The sequence below is a fragment of the Acinetobacter sp. CIP 101934 genome (genome assembly GCF_000369585.1).
Classification (GTDB): Bacteria; Pseudomonadota; Gammaproteobacteria; order Pseudomonadales; family Moraxellaceae; genus Acinetobacter; species Acinetobacter schindleri.
Genome location: NZ_KB850094.1, coordinates 1,416,986 through 1,436,612, shown reverse-complemented (window position 1 = coordinate 1,436,612; position 19,627 = coordinate 1,416,986). Strand labels below are relative to the sequence as shown.

Sequence of the window (19,627 nt, the reverse complement as noted above, 5' to 3'; positions counted from 1 at the left end):
AATTATTTCATTTAATTTTATCTAAGTATTAGGCTGATTTAATCGAAATCAGTTTTGCAAACAGGTCATATTCGTCCGCATCGGTAATTTCGACTTCAAGCAAAGCACCTGTCTTAATCAGGCTCTTGTCGATATCTTCAACAAATACATTCCCATCAATCTCTGGTGCATCGGCATAAGAACGTGCTACAGCAACCGGGAATTCCTCTTCCAGATCATCGACTAGCACTGTCATTTTCTGACCGATACGCTTTTGCAGCTTGGCTGCTGAGATCGCTTGCTGGACCTGCATGAAACGTTCATAACGTTCTTGCTTGATTTCTTCCGGCACGTGATCTGGCAGATCATTCGCTGCTGCACCTTCAACTGCTGAATAAGTGAAACAACCCACACGATCCAGCTGAGCTTCCTGCAACCAGTCCAACAACATTTGGAAGTCTTCTTCGGTTTCACCCGGGAAGCCCACTACAAATGTCGAACGCAGCACCAATTCAGGACATTTTTCACGCCATACTTTCAAACGTTCTAATGTATTTTCACTGTGCGCAGGACGCTTCATCAGTTTTAATACTTTAGGACTGGCATGCTGGAATGGAATATCCAGGTATGGCAGGATTTTGCCTTGTGCCATCAGATCAATCACTGCATCCACATGTGGATATGGGTAGACATAGTGCAGACGCACCCAGATGCCTAACTGACCCAGCGCTTCACACATATCATAGAATTTGGTCTTAACTGGCTGACCGTTCCAGAAGTCAAGTTTGTACTTGGTATCCACGCCGTAAGCAGAAGTATCCTGGGAGATGACAAGTACTTCTTTTACACCAGCACGTTTTAGTGCCGCAGCTTCTTCAAGTACAGAACCGACTGGACGCGATACCAGATCACCACGCATGCTTGGGATAATGCAGAAAGTACAACGGTGGTTACAGCCTTCTGAAATTTTCAAGTACGCATAGTGTTTTGGAGTAAGGCGAATGCCTTGCTCAGGAACCAGATCAATAAATGGATTATGTTTTGGCGGTTCAGGGACATATTGATGAACCGCATCCATTACTTCTTCATAAGCCGCAGCACCGGTCACTTTCAGGACATTCGGATGCATTTGGCGAATCTTGTCTTCGTCTTTACCTAGACAGCCCGTCACAATCACGCGACCATTCGCGCTCATCGCTTCACCGATGGCGTCTAGAGACTCTTGTACTGCAGATTCAATAAAACCACAGGTGTTTACCACTACTAAATCAGCACCGTCATAATCCGATGCGACATCATAACCTTCAGTCTTCAACTGAGTTAAAATTCGTTCAGAATCTACCAATGCCTTAGGACAACCTAAAGAAACAAAACCGACTTTGGGGGACTTCATGAATCTGCGCTCCACTAGAATGCGCGTATTGTATGTCTTTTCGAAACATAAAAACAGTTGAAATGGAGACTGATTACATCAAGCACCAAAATAAAGCCATAAAATATTCAATATATTTATACATGCACCAAAATTGAACATTTATGATTTACATGCTGATTTTTATCAGCTATACCATTAACAAATCATGCATCTTCATGACCCCACTTCCATTTCATTGCAATAATTTAGGGATTATTTAAAAAGTTGGCGTGCATTTTGCTTAATGTGCATCAAATGAGAACTTAAGACTTTAAATTTTGCTTTATGAAGATGCCATTGCGCTATTTTAATACAGGAAAACCATCGCTAATGGATCAGCCCCTTTCCATCGACTATCGCCTTTTGGTGGACAACCTGACCACTGCTGTCATGCTGATTGATAGCAACCTGAATATCTATTATCTGAATACTGCCTGCGAGGCCATGTTCGATATCAGCTTGTTACGCGCATTTGGCACACCGGTATTAAATATCCTGCAAGCCCCTACAGATGAGTTCAATACTGAAGAGTCGCTGTATAACACCCTGCATACTGGACAACCTTATACCCGCCGTGAAGCGACCATTATTGTCAATTTTAAGGACATTCATGTGGATTACACGGTTTCGCTACTGAATGCAGGCAAACCACATCACCCCTTATTGCTGATTGAGCTGAATCAGCGTGACCGTATGCTGAAAATCTCGCGTGAAGAAAACTACATTCAGCAACATCAGGTGGCGCGCCAGTTGATCCGTGGTGTAGCACATGAAATCAAGAACCCGCTTGGTGGTATTCGTGGTGCAACACAGCTTCTCGCACGTAGCCTGGATGATCCGAAATACAAAGAATTTACAGATATTATTATCAGTGAAGTGGATCGCCTGAGAAATCTGGCGGATAGTATGCTGGGCTCACGTCAATTGCCAAGCTATGAAATGGTCAATGTGCATGAGCCTTTAGAACGTGTCCGTTCACTAATTGTAAATCAGACCAAAAAGAAAATTAAAATTACCCGGGACTATGACCTGTCCCTGCCAGAAGTTTTAGCAGACCGCGATCAGCTGATTCAGGTCATGCTGAATATCTGTGTGAATGCGGTTCAGGCGATGACTGAAAACAAAGACTTCTTTGTCGAGCATCAGCCTGAACTGATTTTAAGAACCCGTATTCAGCGTCTATATACTATTAATGGTGTGATTCATCGTTCAGTGGTACGCATCGACATTGAAGATAATGGTCCGGGTGTACCAGACGATATTATTGAAGCCGTTTTTTACCCGCTTGTGACCAGCCGTGCCAAAGGAACCGGCCTGGGCCTCAGTATTGCTCAAAATATAATGCACCAACATAACGGAATGATTGAATGCCAGTCAGTTCCAGGAAAAACCGTATTTAGCTTATTTTTACCTTGGGAGTCAGATCATGTCGCGAAATAAAATATGGGTGATTGATGACGATCGTGCCATGCGTTGGGTACTCGAAAAAACATTCAAAGAAGAAGGTTTCGACGTTACCAGTTTTGAAGAAGCCCAGTCGGCACTTGATCAGCTGAGTGTGGATGCACCAGATGTGATCCTGACCGATATCCGAATGCCGGGTATTGATGGCTTAACCTTTTTAGGTAAGGTCAAGAATACTAATCCTGATCTGCCGGTTATCATTATGACGGCGCACTCGGATCTGGAATCTGCAGTATCAAGTTATCAGACCGGTGCCTTCGAGTATCTGCCAAAGCCATTTGATATTGATGAAGCGCTGGCATTGGTGAATCGTGCCATCCTGCACATCACCAAGTTACAGCAACAGGAATCTGCAAAAGCGGCTCCAACAATTCAATCGACTGAAATTATCGGTGAATCTCCTGCAATGCAGGAAGTATTCCGCGCTATTGGCCGTCTATCTCAATCGCATATTACTGTTTTGATTAATGGTGAATCCGGTACAGGTAAAGAATTGGTGGCACATGCTTTGCACCGCCATTCACCACGTAGCAATAAGCCATTTATTGCCCTGAACATGGCAGCGATTCCAAAAGACCTGATTGAGACTGAATTGTTCGGTCATGAAAAAGGTGCGTTTACGGGTGCCAATACCCAACGTCAAGGCCGTTTCGAACAGGCTAACGGCGGTACATTGTTTCTAGACGAAATTGGAGACATGCCATTTGAAACCCAGACCCGTTTACTCCGTGTCCTGGCAGATGGTGAATTTTACCGTGTAGGTGGTCATATTCCAGTTAAGGTCGATGTGCGTATCGTGGCAGCAACTCACCAGGATCTGGAAAAACTGGTACACGATGGCCGCTTCCGTGAAGACTTGTATCACCGTTTGAATGTAATTCGTATTCATATTCCTAAACTGGCACACCGTTCTGAAGATATTCCAATGCTGGCTCAGCATTTCCTGGCCCGTGCAGGCAAAGAGCTTGGTGTCAATCCGAAGATTCTGCGTCCTGAAACTCAGGAATATATGCAGAAGCTGCCTTGGCAAGGGAACGTGCGTCAGCTGGAAAATACCTGTCGCTGGCTAACGGTGATGATCACAGGTCGTGAAGTTTATCCAGAAGACTTGCCACCTGAACTAAAACAGATTCCTATCCAGCAGGACAACGGCGCACCAATTCCAAATCTGAATCAGGTTGCTCCGCACCATTGGGATGAATTACTGAACCAATGGGCAATTCAAAAGCTAAAAAATGGTGAGATGAAGATTCTCGACATCGCAACACCAATGTTTGAACGCACGCTGATTAATGCAGCCCTTCAGCAAACGCGTGGCCGTAAACGCCATGCTGCTGAGCTTTTAGGTTGGGGTCGAAATACATTGACGCGCAAACTTAAAGAGCTGGGTATGGACAGTGCAGATGATGATGTTGAAGAAGAAGTTGAAGGTTAATTTTTAAAGTCAGCCACAAAAAAGCGCCAATTGATTTGGCGCTTTTTTTCATTCTGAGATTTAAGCGGTAAGGCCAATATAACGTGAATAACCTTCCACACCCAGATCGGATTTTAAAATTATAAATTCCGGATAAGTACTAGTAGTCAACTCTGCGAACATATTGACCTGATCATCATTAGCATGTAAATCATCCACAGTATGTTGCATGGTCTGCTCAAACTCATCGGTAATGTATTCAAAACCAATATCCATGGCAATAAACAGAGTATGTTCACAAGGCTGGACATATTGCTCTTCTTGCCAGTTAATAATCTGTTGCTGGCAATGTAGGCAGGCAATATTGTCGGTCGCGTCTATATCCAGCTCAATTAACTGATAGCTCATATCTCAATTTCGTTTTTTAGTTCAACTTATATTAACAAAAATTACCTGCGAAATAATCTGTCTAAATATCTTCAAATAAAAAAAAGCCGGCCATCAGACCGACTTTTTTCATAGATAGATTACTTAAATTAGTGCTTGTTTTGTGTCTTATAACGGGACAAAGCAGTGACTGCCACAGCAGAAATCACCACAGCCGGCAAGCTGGCCCACAGAATACCTGTTGTTCCCAAGCCCAATGCCAGAATCTTGCCAGATAATAGTGGACCAGTCATGGCGCCCAAACGCCCGAGTGAAATTGCACTTCCCACTCCCGTAACTTTACCTGCCCCTGAGTAGAAGATTGGAGAAATACCATACAGGATAGATTGGCCACCGGTAGAGAAAATTCCACCCATTAAACCGGCCAAGATCAGCAATGGAATTACTTTACTGGTAAAGAGTAAAATCAATGCAATTGCCAGGCCTACATAAATGATAGCAGCCACTTGCCAGAGTTTCAGGCGATCTAATAAACAACCTAGCCCTAAAGTACCAATTACAGCACCAACCTGGAAGATCAGCATGATACTAAAAGCTTCCTGCTTGGAAAGCCCTTGTTCCATCAGTAAATTTGGTAACCAGCTGATCAGGATATAGTTAATCATTAAGGTAAAGAAAAAGCCGAACCACAATGGCACAGTACGTTTATATTGTTCCTGTTTAAACAGTACTTCAGCCATATTGGGTACTGCGATCTGTTGCTCAGTCGTTTGAACTTTAACAGCACGCGGTTTGTCTTTTAAAATCATAGCCATGAAAGGCAGCAGAACCAAGGGGGTCAAACCACCGATCAGGAATAATGTTTGCCAGCTAATATCCTTAAAATAGATTGCCAGCCCGGCAACAAAAATCGCACCTACAGGCAAACCACAATACATTAAGCTGTTCAGCTTACCCCGGTTACTTTCAGTCGCCTCATCCCCTACTACTGAAATCATGGTGGGCATTGCAGCCCCCAAACCCAAACCCGTCAGGAAACGTGCCGCATATAAAATTTCAATACTTGGCGCGATCGCCGTAAGTGCGAAGAACACCCCAAAAATAGCTACTGATAGCATTAAGACTCGTTTCTGTCCTAAATAGTCCGCGATACGCCCACCAAAGAAAGCACCGAATAACATACCAAAAACGCCGAGGCTAAATACATAGCCCATTTGCACCTGATCAAGTGCAAACGTTTCTGCAATACCTTTGGCAGTAATTCCAGGGGCTTGTAAATCAAAGCCTTCAAAAAATGCGACCCAGAAACACAAAAATATCACCAGAAATTTTTGTATTTTTTCCTTTTGTGTCAACATCATGATTCATTTTCCTCAATTCCAGGCTTTTTTTGGCTTAGCCCACTGCCTAATTGTTAATCTAATCCTTTCGAATAAATAGCACTACAATGGTAGGATTTGAAATGTAAGGATTTGCTTTTTCACCTCCAAATAAGACTTAAAAACAATGACAGTGATTCTATTTTTAGATGAAAAATTATTAATATTATTATTTTTCAATGATTTATTTTATTGGTAGCTTTTAACTATGGAATCATTCATCTAGGTGATTATTAACTTTTATTTATAAAAAAACCCGCATTTTGCGGGTTTTTTAACATCAAATCTTAAGCAGATTTTTTGGTTTGAGCATTCTTACGGATGGTGATCATCACCAATTGAACGGCTGCTGGTGTTACACCAGGAATGCGGCTTGCCTGAGCAAGTGTTTCAGGACGAATATCTTTCAGCTTCAAGGTAATTTCGCGAGAAAGACCAGAAACAACATCGTAATCGAAATCAGCAGGAATACGAGTTTCTTCCAGACGTTTCATTTGTGCAACGTCCTGATGCTGACGGTTGATATAACCTTCGTATTTCACTGCAATCTCAATCTGGTCACCCACTTGTTGAGAGACTTCAGAACCAGTCAATTCAGCAATTTGAGCGAATGTGATGTTTGGACGTTTTAACAAATCAATTGCAGAACATTCTTTAGAAAGATCCGCACCTGTCATCTCAACGAATTTTTTACCCATTGGGTTGTTTGGTGCAGCCCAAAGATGTTGCAAACGACCTGTTTCCGTCTCTACAGCTTCCATTTTTTCACAGTAAGCTGCCCAACGTTCGTCATCAACTAAACCCATTTCACGGCCGATTGGTGTTAAACGTTGATCCGCGTTGTCTTCACGCAACATCAGACGATATTCCGCACGTGAAGTGAACATACGGTACGGTTCTTTAGTACCTAAAGTGATCAAGTCATCAACCAACACGCCCATGTACGCTTCATCACGTTTCGGTGTCCATTGCTCTTGATCCCACGCACGGCGTGCAGCGTTCAAGCCTGCAAGTAAACCTTGCGCACCTGCTTCTTCATAACCTGTTGTACCGTTGATTTGACCTGCAAAGTACAAGTTATTAATCGCTTTGGTTTCCAAAGTGAATTTCAACGCTTGCGGGTTGAAGTAATCGTATTCAATCGCATACCCTGGACGCAGAATATGTGCATTCTCCATACCACGGATTGAGCGCACCAATTCAAACTGCACATCAAATGGCAGTGAAGTTGAAATACCGTTTGGATACAACTCATGCGTATCCAAACCTTCAGGCTCCAAGAACACTTGGTGAGAGTCTTTATCGGCAAAACGGTGAATCTTGTCTTCAATCGATGGGCAGTAACGTGGACCGACACCTTCAATCACACCCGTATACATCGGTGAACGGTCTAAACCGCCACGAATAATGTCATGGGTTTTTTCATTGGTATGAGTAATATAGCAGTTCACCTGTTCAGGGTGCATAGACACATCACCCATAAATGACATGGTCGGAGATGGGAAATCACCCGGCTGTGGTGTCATCACAGAGAAGTCAACTGAACGTGCATCAATACGTGGTGGTGTACCTGTTTTTAAACGACCAACAGGAAGATTTAATTCACGTAAACGATGTGCCAATGAAATCGATGGTGGATCACCTGCACGACCACCACTTGATTTTTCAAGACCGACGTGAATCACACCACCCAAGAATGTACCCGCAGTTAACACCACAGTTTTCGCATCAAAGCGAATACCCATTTGGGTTACTACACCTTTAACGGTATCGCCTTCAACAATCAGGTCATCTGCTGCTTGTTGGAAAATATCAAGATTCGCTTGGTTTTCTAATGTTTCACGAATTGCAGCTTTATAACGTACACGGTCAGCTTGCGCGCGCGTCGCACGAACCGCAGCACCTTTACGTGAGTTTAAAATTCGGAATTGGATACCGCCTTTGTCAGCAGCAAGTGCCATGGCACCGCCCAAGGCATCAATTTCACGTACCAAATGCGATTTGCCAATACCACCGATGGCTGGGTTACAGCTCATCTGCCCTAAAGTCTCAATATTGTGAGTTAAGAGTAAAGTCTGTCGACCCATACGCGCCGCAGCCAATGCTGCTTCCGTACCTGCGTGACCGCCACCGATCACAATGACATCGTATACTTTAGGATAGTGCATAGTGGTATTTGAGAGATTAAAAAAGGATAGCCGAAGATTATAGCAAAAATTGCAGAATAGTTGACAAATTCAGTGGAATTAATTCAAGGTCACCCTATCGTATTTTTATAAACCTTCTTAATTGTCACTTAATCTTTCATTTTTTAGCAAAACACCGATAAATCAATACATAGAGCTTGTATTTGTTACCTGATCGCAATTGTGTGCAGCTGAGTATTTTCTAAGATGTAAATTTGACGCCACACGAAGAAAAAAGGTGAAATAAATGGATAAGAAAATATTATTTTCAATAATGCTCGGTGCACTATCAGTAACAGGTATGGCAACTGCAAATGATAAGGTTGCTAAGGTTTACAATCCAGATTTGTATCAGAAAGTCTGTAAAGGCAAATCAGCTGGTGATGCCGTAACTTTTGCTCATCGTGGCATTATCTGGAACGGAACCTGTGAACCACAGTTTTTTTCCAACTCCAAAACAGCCTTAATGGGTGATGAAGCTGAAATTTACAGTGCTTGCCAGGACGCTTCTGGAAACACCACAACCACTGTTAATGGTCAGGAAATTAGTGGTAAGTGTGCTTTGGGCTTCACCCCTCCTCGACCTAAATAAAACTCTTTGAAGTGATACAAGAATAAATGGGCAAAATTGAGGTTTTGCCCATTTTCTATTGATTATTTAATAATTTACGTTAAACTGAATTTAAAACTGAAGATCCAATAATAAAAAGGACATTCTATGGATTCGGTATTTTTCGTTTTTTTATTGCCGGTGCTGCTGGCAATTTTGATGATGGGGTTAGGACTTGAATTACGCGTCAAGGATTTTATTCGTGTACTCAACTATCCTAAGGTCATTTTTATTGCCTTATTTATCCAGCTGATCCTGTTGACCAGTCTGGCTTTTCTGATTTGTATCATATTAGATTTGCCGCCGCTACTGGCTGTGGGTTTAATGCTGCTGGCAGCCTCTCCGGGTGGACCAACTGCCAATCTGTTCAGCTACCTATATAAAGGTGATTTGGCGCTTAACTTCACCCTGACTACAATTAATACTTTTATATCGATCTTCACCCTGCCTTTTATTATTAATTTATCCTTACATTTTTTCCTGGGCAGTGACGATACCATTACCATGCCAGCCATGAAGATGGTTCAGGTATTTTTTATCATATTACTTCCTGTTATCTTCGGTATGGCATTACGGGCTAAATTCCCAAGGCTCACAATCACTGTCAATCGCTCAATGCGTATTTTCGCAATTGGCTTCCTCATTGCATTATTTGTATTTGCAGTCGTACGCGAACGCCATAATCTGATGGAATATTTCAATAGCATCGGAATTGCGACCGTAATTTTTGGCTTTTCCAGCCTGTTTATTGGTTATTGCCTACCTTTACTGCTTGGTATTCCAGACCGTCAGGCACGTGCTTGTACCTTTGAGGTGGGCATTCATAATACCGCTGTTGCCATGACTATCGCTATTACCGTATTAGGCAATAATACTATTGCCATCCCTGCGGGTATCTATACTATTGTCATGTACACTCTTGCCACCTTTTTTGGCATTATCCTGAGCCGTCAACGCATCATTTATCAGAAATCCAAGCATCGTTTATCAGATTTGTAAACACACTATATAAACCATAATTTCCTCTGTATGCTGGACTTAAAAATAGATAAAAAAGACATTTAAATAAGGAGCATACAGATGGATTCTGGCTTTATTACCATATTGTTACCACTGGCTTTAGCGATCATTATGATGGGGCTTGGACTTGAACTTACCCCACGTGACTTTAGCCGAGTGACCCGCCATCCCAAAGCTGTACTCATCGCACTTTTCTGTCAGCTGATTATCCTGGTGGGAATCGCCTTTGTACTATGTAAACTACTAGCTTTACCACCACTGTTATCAGTCGGTTTGATGCTCTTGGCTGCTTCTCCAGGCGGTGCCACAGCCAACCTGTTTAGCTACCTATTCAAAGGTGATCTGGCGCTGAATATTACTTTGACAGCAATCAACTCAGTCATTGCTGCAATTACCCTTCCTTTAATTATTAACTTCTCGATCTTGCACTTCATGCAGGATAGCCAGCAAGTTGGCCTGCAATTTGGCAAAATTCTGCAGGTCTTTGCGATTATTCTGATTCCAGTTGGGATTGGCATGCTGATTCGTCATTATGCACCAGGTGTGACAGCAAAATTGAATCGACCACTGCGGATTTTTGCTATTACTTTTCTGGTTCTTATTATTGTCGCAACCATTGTGAAGGAACGTGCCAATATAAGTGAATATCTGACTCAAGTCGGACTGGCAACTGCCTTATTTTGTATCCTGAGCCTTGGCATCGGCTATCTGGTTCCACGACTCCTTAACATTAATAGCGCTCAAGCCCGCGCCAGTGCTTTTGAAATCGGCATTCATAACAGTACCCTTGCGATGACCATTGCCCTGACCGTGATTGGCAGCTCAGCAGTAGCAATGCCAGCGGCAGTTTATTCTATTTTTATGTATATATTTGCTGCAATTTTTGGCACTTTACTGAATCGACTTGCACCGCTTCAGGTACAAAAACCCCTGACAAATCTAGATTAGATAAAGTCTAAAACCTTCAGAAGGATGTCTCAGGCATCCTTTTTTTATTTACACCTGCACAGCAATCTAGCCGCACAAAAACCGGAACTTCCGTTACAATAGCTTTTTGAAAAGATATACATAAGGTTATTTCTGTGAAGTGGTTACAAATTCATATTACGGTTGATCAGGCTCAGGTTGATTTCACTGAAACATTACTCAGCTCGCTGGGTGCGGTGAGCGTGACGCTGGATGATGCTGAAAATCAGGATTTACTTGAACCACTTCCAGGTGAAACACCGTTGTGGAATAAAGTGATTGTTACCGGTATTTATGCACAAGAAGAAGGCGAAGAAATCGATGTCGATGCACTCGAAACCTTTATTCGTGCACAAATGCCTGAAGCGCCTATCCGTCATGAATTTCTGGAAGATCAAGCTTGGGAACGCACCTGGATGGATGCTTATGAACCAATTCAGATTTCTGACAAGTTCTGGATTGTGCCAGAATGGATGGAACCACCTGAAGCAGATGCAGTAAATATCAAGCTCGATCCAGGTCTGGCTTTTGGTACAGGCAACCATGCTTCTACTTTCCTCTGCCTGCAATGGCTGGGAAAAACAGATCTTAAAGACAAAATCGTCATCGACTATGGTTGCGGTTCAGGCATTTTGGCTGTTGCTGCCCTGCTACTTGGCGCGAAAAAAGTATATGCAACCGATATTGATCCACAAGCAGTATTAGCCACCCAACAAAATGCTGAACTCAATGGTGTACTTGATCGGCTTTATGTAGGCTTACCGGAAGAATTTAACGAAGAGCTTGGTGCAATAAAGGCAGATGTTTTCGTTGCCAATATCCTGGCAGGTCCACTGATGATGCTTGAACCACATTTTGCAGAATTGGTAAAAGCTGAGGGTGAATTCGCACTTGCAGGTGTTATTGAAGAACAAGTTACTGATGTTACTAGCATTTACTCTAATCATTTTGATATATTAGAAGTAGCGAAGCGTGATGAATACTGGTGTCGAATTTCTGGTAAACGCCATAAGAATTAAATAAGCGTGAATGTATGAGTGATAAACGAACCCTCTGCCCGACTTGTTCCACAATCTACAAAGTAACGGTTGCCCAGTTAACCATTGCTCAGGGTATGGTTTGTTGTCCCAAATGCACCACCTCATTTAATGCACTTTCTCATCTGGTGACCGAACCTCAGCCTTCGGCCACTGGCACCCCCCCTGAAGCTAATGTTGAGTCTCTTAGTCCAGCTCAAGCTGCATCACAATTTGATGCAGACTTATATAACAGCAAGATTTCTTCTCGCCTCAACAATCTTCTACATATTTTTGATGAAAAAGTTGAAAACTCGAATATTGATCTCAAAACCTATTTGAATAATCTGAACTATTTTAGTACCGAGCCCATCAGTGCCCTTCCAGCCATGAACTGGGAAGAAGATACAGATGAAAGAAGTCAGCGCTCTATCTTGCAATATATTGGCTGGACAGCAATAAATGTATTATTACTCGGCATATTGGTTTTTCAGTTCTTTTGGTTTAATCCACAGTACTTAAAGAATAGTCATGTGATGGGTACAGCGTTTAATGCTGTTTGTGATGTATTCAATTGTTCAAATATGGAAGAGCATTACGACCTGATTAATACCAGGAATGTTAAAGTCACGGCATCAGATTCGAAGCAAACCCGATTTACAGGTGAGCTGATCAATTATCATGACCGTAGCCTGGCCATGCCAGTTTTGCGTCTCGACTTAAAAGATAATGGGGTGATTACTGCTTCCTATACGCTTTCACCTTCAGAATACCTGACTGAAAGTTTAGTGAGCATCCAGCGTATTCCAAAAAATAGTCCTTTTAAATTCGACTTTCAGGTTCCAGTCAAGCGAAAAAGTTTCGATAGCTATAGTTTAGAAATAATTCGTCCTTGATATTGAAAAAAACTATCAAAAAAGATAAAAAAACTAAAAAAAAATGCAGTTTTCTTGCTCACTTTTTTGTAGACAATGGTATTATACGCGCCACGAAAGCTATGTGCTGCCAACTCTTCGCTAATTTTTCACAACAAATACAGTCTTGCTAATGCGCTCTAACACTTATTGCGTATCGTGCAGATTTTTTTGTTTGATTTTTGGTCGGTAACAAAAATTTAACAATTGTTACGCTTATATTTCGACCAACTGGCTGAGATGTGTCAAGCTACATGCTCAATGTAATGACCATGTTTTAGAGCTTCTGTTTTAGGATCTAAAACAGAAGCTCATTTAATTTATAGACCACTTTTATATATCACTTTACCCAAGTGGTATTTGATTTTTCGGATTAATTCGCATGAATAGCAAATCTCCTATTTTTACTGCACAATCTGATGTCGCTCTTCGTATTCACGTAGATCGCGCAGTTCGCCACTATTTTGCACAACTGCAAGGCGAGCAACCTTCTCAGGTGTATGACATGGTGCTGGCAGAAATGGAGAAGCCTCTTCTATCTGTAGTTCTAGAATATACGCGTGGTAACCAGACCCGCGCTGCTGAAATTCTCGGCTTAAACCGCGGTACTTTGCGTAAAAAGTTAAAAGCACACGGTTTAATGAGTGAATAAATGATAAAATGCTTGCGTTAATCGCAGGCATTTTTTTTGACTGTAAATTAGCTATTTAGATTTAATCTGTTCCTTGGTAACTGTGACGAAGATCATGACTATTAAACGCGCTTTAATCTCTGTTTCCGACAAAACCGGTATTGTCGAGTTTGCACAAAACCTTGCTGCTCTAGGGGTAGAAATTTTATCTACTGGCGGTACATATAAATTGTTGAAAGACAATAATGTCGCTGTAGTTGAAGTTTCAGAGCACACTGGTTTCCCAGAGATGATGGACGGCCGTGTTAAAACACTACATCCGAAAATTCATGGCGGCATTCTGGCCCGTCGTGGTCTAGACGAAGCTGTGATGGCTGAACACAACATCGATGCGATCGATCTTGTTGTTGTTAACCTATATCCATTTGCTGCGACTGTAGCAAAACCAAACTGTTCACTTGCTGATGCGATCGAAAACATCGACATCGGTGGTCCGACTATGGTTCGTGCTGCTGCAAAAAACCATGCTTCTGTCGGTATCGTAGTGAATGCATCTGACTACGCAACGGTAATTGCTGAGCTTAAAGCGGAAGGTGCTTTATCTTATGCAACCCGTTTTGACCTGGCAGTGAAAGCATTTGAACATACTGCGCAATACGATGGTATGATCGCATCTTACTTAGGCGCTCGCGTAGGTGTCGAGGAGGGTCAGGCTGACAAATTCGCGCGTACTTTCAATACACAATTGAACAAAGCTCAAGATTTACGTTACGGTGAAAATCCGCATCAGTCTGCTGCATTCTATGTAGATCCAGCTGCAACTGAAGCTTCTGTTTCAACTGCAAAACAGTTACAAGGTAAAGAACTCTCTTATAACAACATTGCGGACACAGACGCTGCACTTGAATGTGTTAAATCATTTGCAAAGCCTGCTTGTGTCATCGTTAAACATGCCAACCCATGTGGCGTTGCAGTATCTTTAGACGGTATCAAAGCTGCTTACGATCTTGCTTATGCAACTGATCCAGAATCTGCATTCGGCGGCATCATTGCATTCAACCGTGAATTAGATGTTGAAACTGCACAAGCAATTGTTGACCGTCAATTCGTTGAAGTAATCATCGCTCCTAGCGTTGCTGAAGGCGTGCTTGAAGTCACTGGTGCGAAGAAAAATGTACGCGTACTAGTATGTGGCGAACTTCCAAAGATTGACGAACGTGCTGCACAACTTGACTACAAACGCGTAAACGGCGGTTTGTTAGTTCAAGATCAAGACTTAGGCATGATTACTAAAGATGATCTTAAAGTTGTGACTAAACGCGCACCAACTGAACAAGAAATTGATGACATGATCTTCGCTTGGAAAGTTGCTAAATACGTGAAATCTAACGCGATTGTTTATGCGAAAAATCGTCAAACCATTGGTGTGGGCGCAGGTCAAATGAGCCGTGTCAACTCTGCTCGTATTGCTGCAATCAAAGCTGAACATGCAGGTCTTGTGGTTGAAGGTGCTGTAATGGCGTCTGACGCATTCTTCCCATTCCGTGATGGTATTGATAACGCTGCCAAAGCTGGTATCAAATGCATTATCCAACCGGGTGGTTCTATGCGTGATGAAGAAACAATTGCAGCAGCTGACGAAGCTGGCATTGCAATGGTATTCACAGGCATGCGTCACTTCCGTCACTAATTGATGGATTAAATTGTAATGACAATGTCATTTACATTAAGAGACATAGATTTCTAATCTTGCATAAAGTCCTCTCCTTTAAAGGTTGAGGACTTTATGTCATTTTCGATTCATGGAGTATGAACCGATGAATATTTTAGTTTTGGGTAGTGGCGGTCGTGAACATGCATTGGCATGGAAAATCGCACAAGATGAACAAGTTACACAAGTTTTTGTTGCACCGGGAAATGCGGGTACAGCAACTGAACCAAAATGTGAAAATGTCGCACTGAACATTTTAGATAACACCGCAATTATCGACTTTGCTAAAAACAATGCCATTGAGTTGATCATTGTTGGCCCAGAAGCACCACTGGTAAATGGCGTAGTCGATGCATGTCGCGCGGCAGGTGTGAAAATTTGGGGCCCTACCCAATTTGCTGCTCAGCTGGAAGGCTCTAAAGCATTCGCTAAGCACTTCTTAAAACGCCATAACATTCCAACAGCTTTCTACGATGTATTTACCGAAGTAGATGCAGCGAAAGCCTTTGTAGAGAAAAATGGTGCACCAATCGTGATCAAGGCTGATGGTCTTGCTGCAGGTAAAGGCGTGATTGTTGCCATGACCAATCAAGAAGCATTTGATGCGATTGATGACATGCTGGCTGGCAACAAATTCGGTGATGCGGGTTCACGTGTAGTCATCGAAGAATTCCTTGCAGGTGAAGAAGCCTCTTTCATTTGTATGATTGATGGCGACAACATCTTGCCAATGGCAACATCACAAGACCATAAGCGTATTTTTGAAGGCGACCAAGGTCCAAACACCGGCGGTATGGGTGCTTACTCACCTGCGCCTGTGGTGACGGCTGACGTGTTTGAAAAAACCATGAATGAAGTGATGCGTCCTACCGTTGAAGGTATGAAAAAAGACGGTCATGTTTATACTGGTTTCTTATATGCTGGCTTGATGATTGACGACAAAGGTCAACCAAAAGTGATCGAGTTTAACTGTCGTTTTGGTGACCCTGAAACTCAGCCAATCATGATGCGTTTAAAATCATCATTAGTTGATTTGGTTCAAGCAGGTATCGAAGGCAACTTACCTGCCGAAGCTGAATGGGATGAGCGTAAAACTGTTGGTATCGTGCTTGCATCTCGTGGCTACCCTGAAACGTCTAGCAATGGCGATGTGATTTCAGGTTTAGACACTGAAATGGCAGATGCGAAAGTGTTCCATGCAGGTACGAAAGCACTTGAGAATGGCGATATCGTAACTGCTGGTGGTCGCGTACTTTGCGTAACTGCACTTGGTAACACCATTGGTGAAGCTCAAGCCAAAGCATTAGAGCTTTGCGAAAAAGTGACATTCGACGGCGTTCAATATCGTAAAGATATTGGTTATCGCGCAATTGCACGTGAAAATGCTTAATTTGATTTAAGCATAAAAAACCCCGATTCGTTCGGGGTTTTTTATGCTTATAATTTATTTTTCACTATATAAGCTAGAAGCTCTTTGCCTTTATCAGTAACTATCACATTACTCGCCGTGCTCGTATTTGTTAGTTTCTGTTGTTGCATTAAGTTATGGATTATTAATCTTGGCGCTAACTCATAAAAAATAAACATATCCAGTTTTGTTGCATTCATTGAGTTGTTTACACCAACTACTATCTTATCTTGAAAACTCTTTATTGCATGTAACACAGTAATCTCATCAGGGAAACTATCTTCCTCTTTCTTTAAGCTCTTTAAACTAACCTTTTCTTGTGAGAAAAGCTCAATTAATTCTGCTATATCCTCTTCCGAAGTATTGTTGCTCGCTTTTTTGCGTTTTAATAAAACATTTTCTTGTTGCAGCACTCTATTTTCTTGCTGCAATTTTAAGATTTGATCTAAATATTCTTGAGGATTCTGTACAGAATCAGCCCTAATCCAACCAACAACTTGATTTTCTTTTTCTAATTGTCCAATACTTTCGTGTACTGCTAATTTAATATCTTTATAATCTTCAAAGAATGAGCACATATAAGATGTGACATTAGTTTTAAAATTTTCCCATTTAGGTCGGTTCTCAAGCTCTAAAACCTTAGTACCAACTGATTGAACTTTTGCTTGTAGCGCTTCATCTTCCATGACCACAGCAAACAAAGGTTTGTTTTGTTGCAATGCATAATTATATTCTAACTCTGTATAACTCAATCCTGATTCAGGTTCGATAGATCCATAACGACCACCTAATATCAGCATGTAAATATCAGATTCATCAATCCATTTCTTGATAATGTCCCACTGACTCTTATTTGAAGCTGTGAATAGCTCCATACCTGCTGGAATATGGCCTGCTTTTAAAATCGCTTCTACCGCTGCTTGTCTTTCATTGATTAAATCTAAGTATGTAGATGATATGAAAACTTGATATTTTTTCATTAGATTTCGTATAACAAATTAATTTGATAAATATTCTAATAGAATTACATAAGTTTACAAACAATGATCAATAAATCAGATTAACTTTATCTATGACAAACATCCAAACCCCTCGCCTGATTCTGCGCCAATGGCAGGAATCCGACACTGCCCCATTTATCCAAATGTGTGCAGATGACGAGGTCATGCACTACTTCCCTAAAAAACTCGATGCGACTGAGGCAACTGCTTTTCTAGAACGCATCCGCACAGACATCGAAAAACGTGGTTGGGGCTTGTTTGCCGTAGAACTGAGAGCCACAGGCGAATTCATCGGATTTATTGGTCTGAATGTTCATCCACCTGAACTAGAATTTGCCGATGCCCCTGAAATTGGCTGGCGTTTACTGCCACAATATTGGCATCAAGGCTATGCAACTGAAGGTGCAAAAGCTGTACTGAAATATGCCTTTAGAACCCTGCGTCTAGAGAAAGTCATTTCTTTTACTGCTCGCATCAACACACCATCAGAACGTGTCATGCAAAATATTGGCTTAGAAAAACTAGGAGAATTTGACCATCCGCTTGTATCTTCCGATCATATCTTGTGTAGACACGTACTCTATGAAAAACAGCGTTCGGATTATCTGCATATCCCCTTCTGTTAAAACATGCTTGCAGTATCATGAACTAAAAAAACCAAGATCAGATCCTGCATCGCCTAGTGAGCATGAAGGAAAGATTTATCTCGTTAAGATAGAATTTTCTTAATTTCCCAAGAATCAGATATTTTTCTTATATTTATCTATATGCATTTTTATGCTTAATATCGGCAAAAATATTATAAAGATCATCTTTTCATCAGAATGAGTATTCAATTTATTTAAAGTAAAAATAATATATTGTAATTACTAACATTTTTATGAATTAGCTATTCACTTAATCAGATAAGCAATCATTTTTTTATTCACTATATTGAATAAACAATAATTGGTATGATTGCGCCCATCCAGAGCATCATTTACGACTATATCTTTAAATAATCTCTATTTACTTTCTCCAAATAGAAAAAGTATATAGCATTTGGTGAACTCTAAACCGATCAAACTAACGTGAACTATTGCAGTACATTTGCATTTTCCCTGCCGGAGCCACATGCGACATCGATCTAGAGTCAGATGAAAGTGTAATAAAACTCCACTTTAACATGACCTTAAAATGCATATACTTTAGGCAACACGAGAATTAGGACATCTTTATGAAAAAGCTACTTGGCGTTTTACTCAGTGCATCTGTATTGACTTTAACTGCATGCGGAAAACAAGAAGCCCCTGCAACGGATGCAGCACAAAACAAAGACTCAGGCGAACTGCAAACAGTGACTATGGCTTCTACAGGTTCAGATGCTGATATCTGGCGCTACATTGCCACTTTACCTGAAACCGAGCAAGCTGGCATCAAGCTGGATGTAAAAAACTTCACTGACTATGTGTCGATGAACACTGCTGTTGCCAATAAAGAAATTGATGTTAACGCATTCCAGTCTTATGCCTATATGGTGGCTTATAACGACGCTAATACACAAAAGATTGCTCCACTTTCTACGACTTATCTTGAGCCAATGGGGATTTACTCAAGCAAAGTAAAAAAAGTAGAAGACTTTAAAACTGGCGCTACGATTGCCATTCCAAATGACGGCGCAAATGAATCACGTGCACTGTTATTATTGCAATCTGCGGGTCTGGTAAAACTTAAACCAAACTTTGATCTGGTTAAAGGTACGCCTGCTGACATCACTGAAAATGCGAAACAGATCGTGATCAAGCCGATTCAAATGGCAACAGCGGTACGTGTAAAAGATGAAGTCGATGCGATTGTTTTAGGTAATACCCTGGCAATGGAAGGTGGTCTGAACGTATTGAAAGATGCGATCTACTATGAAGCCATTGATCAAAGCACTAAAATGAACGTGAACGTTTTAGCAGTTGCAGCCGATCGTCAAAATGATCCTGTACTTCAAAAAGTTGGCCAGTTGTATCATACTCCTGCTGTGAAAGCCTATGTTGATGAACACTTTGGCGGTACAAAGGTTGCGGTAAACAAACCGGTAACTTATTTGACCGAAGCAAAGTAATACAATAATCAATACTCAAAACAGGCAAGGATAAC

At 41.6% G+C, this 19,627-nt stretch carries 17 protein-coding genes; 12 read left to right on the top strand and 5 right to left on the bottom strand.

What is annotated here, in order from left to right; genetic code table 11:
- Positions 1-28: 28 nt before the first annotated feature.
- Positions 29-1,372 (bottom strand): 30S ribosomal protein S12 methylthiotransferase RimO, encoded by a 1,344-nt coding sequence (rimO, locus tag F899_RS07160; protein ID WP_004894397.1) that lies wholly within the window; start codon positions 1,370-1,372, stop codon positions 29-31.
- Positions 1,373-1,723: 351 nt separating this feature from the next.
- On the opposite strand from rimO, the gene glnL reads away from it, so the two are divergent.
- Entirely contained in the window at positions 1,724-2,833 is a 1,110-nt protein-coding gene (glnL, locus tag F899_RS07155; protein WP_004812645.1) for a nitrogen regulation protein NR(II), read from the top strand.
- Positions 2,820-4,292, top strand: a complete 1,473-nt coding sequence (glnG, locus tag F899_RS07150) for a nitrogen regulation protein NR(I) (RefSeq protein ID WP_004894395.1) — start codon at positions 2,820-2,822, stop codon at positions 4,290-4,292. Before glnL ends, glnG begins: the two co-directional genes overlap by 14 nt.
- Before the next feature lie 60 nt (positions 4,293-4,352).
- Here the strand turns inward: glnG and F899_RS07145 are convergent, their stop codons facing one another.
- The 3 genes from F899_RS07145 to mnmG form a co-directional block, all read right to left on the bottom strand.
- Positions 4,353-4,679 carry a hypothetical protein gene (locus F899_RS07145; protein ID WP_005221747.1) on the bottom strand — a complete coding sequence of 109 codons (327 nt, stop codon included), beginning with the start codon at positions 4,677-4,679 and terminating at the stop codon, positions 4,353-4,355.
- Between the two features lie 128 nt (positions 4,680-4,807).
- Positions 4,808-6,019, bottom strand: coding sequence for a 3-(3-hydroxy-phenyl)propionate transporter MhpT (mhpT, locus tag F899_RS07140; RefSeq protein ID WP_005221745.1), 1,212 nt, complete (start codon positions 6,017-6,019; stop codon positions 4,808-4,810).
- 305 nt (positions 6,020-6,324) lie between these two features.
- On the bottom strand, positions 6,325-8,205 hold the full coding sequence (gene mnmG, locus F899_RS07135; RefSeq protein WP_005221744.1) for a tRNA uridine-5-carboxymethylaminomethyl(34) synthesis enzyme MnmG: 1,881 nt from the start codon (positions 8,203-8,205) through the stop codon (positions 6,325-6,327).
- 265 nt (positions 8,206-8,470) lie between these two features.
- On the opposite strand from mnmG, the gene F899_RS07130 reads away from it, so the two are divergent.
- From F899_RS07130 to purD, 8 genes are all read left to right on the top strand, one after another.
- Entirely contained in the window at positions 8,471-8,815 is a 345-nt protein-coding gene (locus tag F899_RS07130) for a hypothetical protein (protein ID WP_004894381.1), read from the top strand.
- A gap of 126 nt (positions 8,816-8,941) precedes the next feature.
- Positions 8,942-9,832, top strand: coding sequence for a bile acid:sodium symporter family protein (locus tag F899_RS07125; RefSeq protein WP_005221743.1), 891 nt, complete (start codon positions 8,942-8,944; stop codon positions 9,830-9,832).
- Positions 9,833-9,913: 81 nt separating this feature from the next.
- Positions 9,914-10,801 carry a bile acid:sodium symporter family protein gene (locus F899_RS07120; RefSeq protein WP_005221741.1) on the top strand — a complete coding sequence of 296 codons (888 nt, stop codon included), beginning with the start codon at positions 9,914-9,916 and terminating at the stop codon, positions 10,799-10,801.
- A gap of 134 nt (positions 10,802-10,935) precedes the next feature.
- The gene (prmA, locus tag F899_RS07115; protein ID WP_005221739.1) at positions 10,936-11,838 is read left to right on the top strand and encodes a 50S ribosomal protein L11 methyltransferase; all 903 of its coding nucleotides are present in this window, start codon (positions 10,936-10,938) and stop codon (positions 11,836-11,838) included.
- A gap of 14 nt (positions 11,839-11,852) precedes the next feature.
- Positions 11,853-12,731 carry a DUF3426 domain-containing protein gene (locus F899_RS07110; RefSeq protein ID WP_005221738.1) on the top strand — a complete coding sequence of 293 codons (879 nt, stop codon included), beginning with the start codon at positions 11,853-11,855 and terminating at the stop codon, positions 12,729-12,731.
- A 400-nt stretch (positions 12,732-13,131) separates the two neighbouring features.
- Positions 13,132-13,401, top strand: a complete 270-nt coding sequence (gene fis / locus F899_RS07105) for a DNA-binding transcriptional regulator Fis (RefSeq protein ID WP_001086304.1) — start codon at positions 13,132-13,134, stop codon at positions 13,399-13,401.
- Between the two features lie 94 nt (positions 13,402-13,495).
- Complete coding sequence (gene purH / locus F899_RS07100; protein ID WP_005221736.1) at positions 13,496-15,070, top strand: bifunctional phosphoribosylaminoimidazolecarboxamide formyltransferase/IMP cyclohydrolase; 1,575 nt, start codon at positions 13,496-13,498, stop codon at positions 15,068-15,070.
- 127 nt (positions 15,071-15,197) lie between these two features.
- Positions 15,198-16,481, top strand: a complete 1,284-nt coding sequence (purD, locus tag F899_RS07095) for a phosphoribosylamine--glycine ligase (protein ID WP_005221734.1) — start codon at positions 15,198-15,200, stop codon at positions 16,479-16,481.
- A gap of 47 nt (positions 16,482-16,528) precedes the next feature.
- Here purD and F899_RS07090 read toward each other — a convergent pair whose 3' ends face one another.
- Entirely contained in the window at positions 16,529-17,479 is a 951-nt protein-coding gene (locus F899_RS07090) for a DUF4062 domain-containing protein (RefSeq protein ID WP_005221732.1), read from the bottom strand.
- Between the two features lie 92 nt (positions 17,480-17,571).
- Here F899_RS07090 and F899_RS07085 point away from each other — a divergent pair, with 92 nt between their 5' ends.
- Together F899_RS07085 and F899_RS07080 are read left to right on the top strand one after the other, a co-directional pair.
- Positions 17,572-18,126 carry a GNAT family N-acetyltransferase gene (locus tag F899_RS07085; protein WP_005221730.1) on the top strand — a complete coding sequence of 185 codons (555 nt, stop codon included), beginning with the start codon at positions 17,572-17,574 and terminating at the stop codon, positions 18,124-18,126.
- A gap of 590 nt (positions 18,127-18,716) precedes the next feature.
- Entirely contained in the window at positions 18,717-19,592 is an 876-nt protein-coding gene (locus tag F899_RS07080) for a MetQ/NlpA family ABC transporter substrate-binding protein (protein WP_005221728.1), read from the top strand.
- Positions 19,593-19,627: the final 35 nt, after the last annotated feature.

Bases quoted from the DNA above. Each gene is read 5' to 3' on its own strand.
- rimO (WP_004894397.1), bottom strand. From the start codon at position 1,372: ATGAAGTCCCCCAAAGTCGGTTTTGTTTCTTTAGGTTGTCCTAAGGCA.
- glnL (WP_004812645.1), top strand. From the start codon at position 1,724: ATGGATCAGCCCCTTTCCATCGACTATCGCCTTTTGGTGGACAACCTG.
- glnG (WP_004894395.1), top strand. From the start codon at position 2,820: ATGTCGCGAAATAAAATATGGGTGATTGATGACGATCGTGCCATGCGT.
- F899_RS07145 (WP_005221747.1), bottom strand. From the start codon at position 4,679: ATGAGCTATCAGTTAATTGAGCTGGATATAGACGCGACCGACAATATT.
- mhpT (WP_005221745.1), bottom strand. From the start codon at position 6,019: ATGATGTTGACACAAAAGGAAAAAATACAAAAATTTCTGGTGATATTT.
- mnmG (WP_005221744.1), bottom strand. From the start codon at position 8,205: ATGCACTATCCTAAAGTATACGATGTCATTGTGATCGGTGGCGGTCAC.
- F899_RS07130 (WP_004894381.1), top strand. From the start codon at position 8,471: ATGGATAAGAAAATATTATTTTCAATAATGCTCGGTGCACTATCAGTA.
- F899_RS07125 (WP_005221743.1), top strand. From the start codon at position 8,942: ATGGATTCGGTATTTTTCGTTTTTTTATTGCCGGTGCTGCTGGCAATT.
- F899_RS07120 (WP_005221741.1), top strand. From the start codon at position 9,914: ATGGATTCTGGCTTTATTACCATATTGTTACCACTGGCTTTAGCGATC.
- F899_RS07110 (WP_005221738.1), top strand. From the start codon at position 11,853: ATGAGTGATAAACGAACCCTCTGCCCGACTTGTTCCACAATCTACAAA.
- fis (WP_001086304.1), top strand. From the start codon at position 13,132: ATGAATAGCAAATCTCCTATTTTTACTGCACAATCTGATGTCGCTCTT.
- purH (WP_005221736.1), top strand. From the start codon at position 13,496: ATGACTATTAAACGCGCTTTAATCTCTGTTTCCGACAAAACCGGTATT.
- purD (WP_005221734.1), top strand. From the start codon at position 15,198: ATGAATATTTTAGTTTTGGGTAGTGGCGGTCGTGAACATGCATTGGCA.
- F899_RS07090 (WP_005221732.1), bottom strand. From the start codon at position 17,479: ATGAAAAAATATCAAGTTTTCATATCATCTACATACTTAGATTTAATC.
- F899_RS07085 (WP_005221730.1), top strand. From the start codon at position 17,572: ATGACAAACATCCAAACCCCTCGCCTGATTCTGCGCCAATGGCAGGAA.
- F899_RS07080 (WP_005221728.1), top strand. From the start codon at position 18,717: ATGAAAAAGCTACTTGGCGTTTTACTCAGTGCATCTGTATTGACTTTA.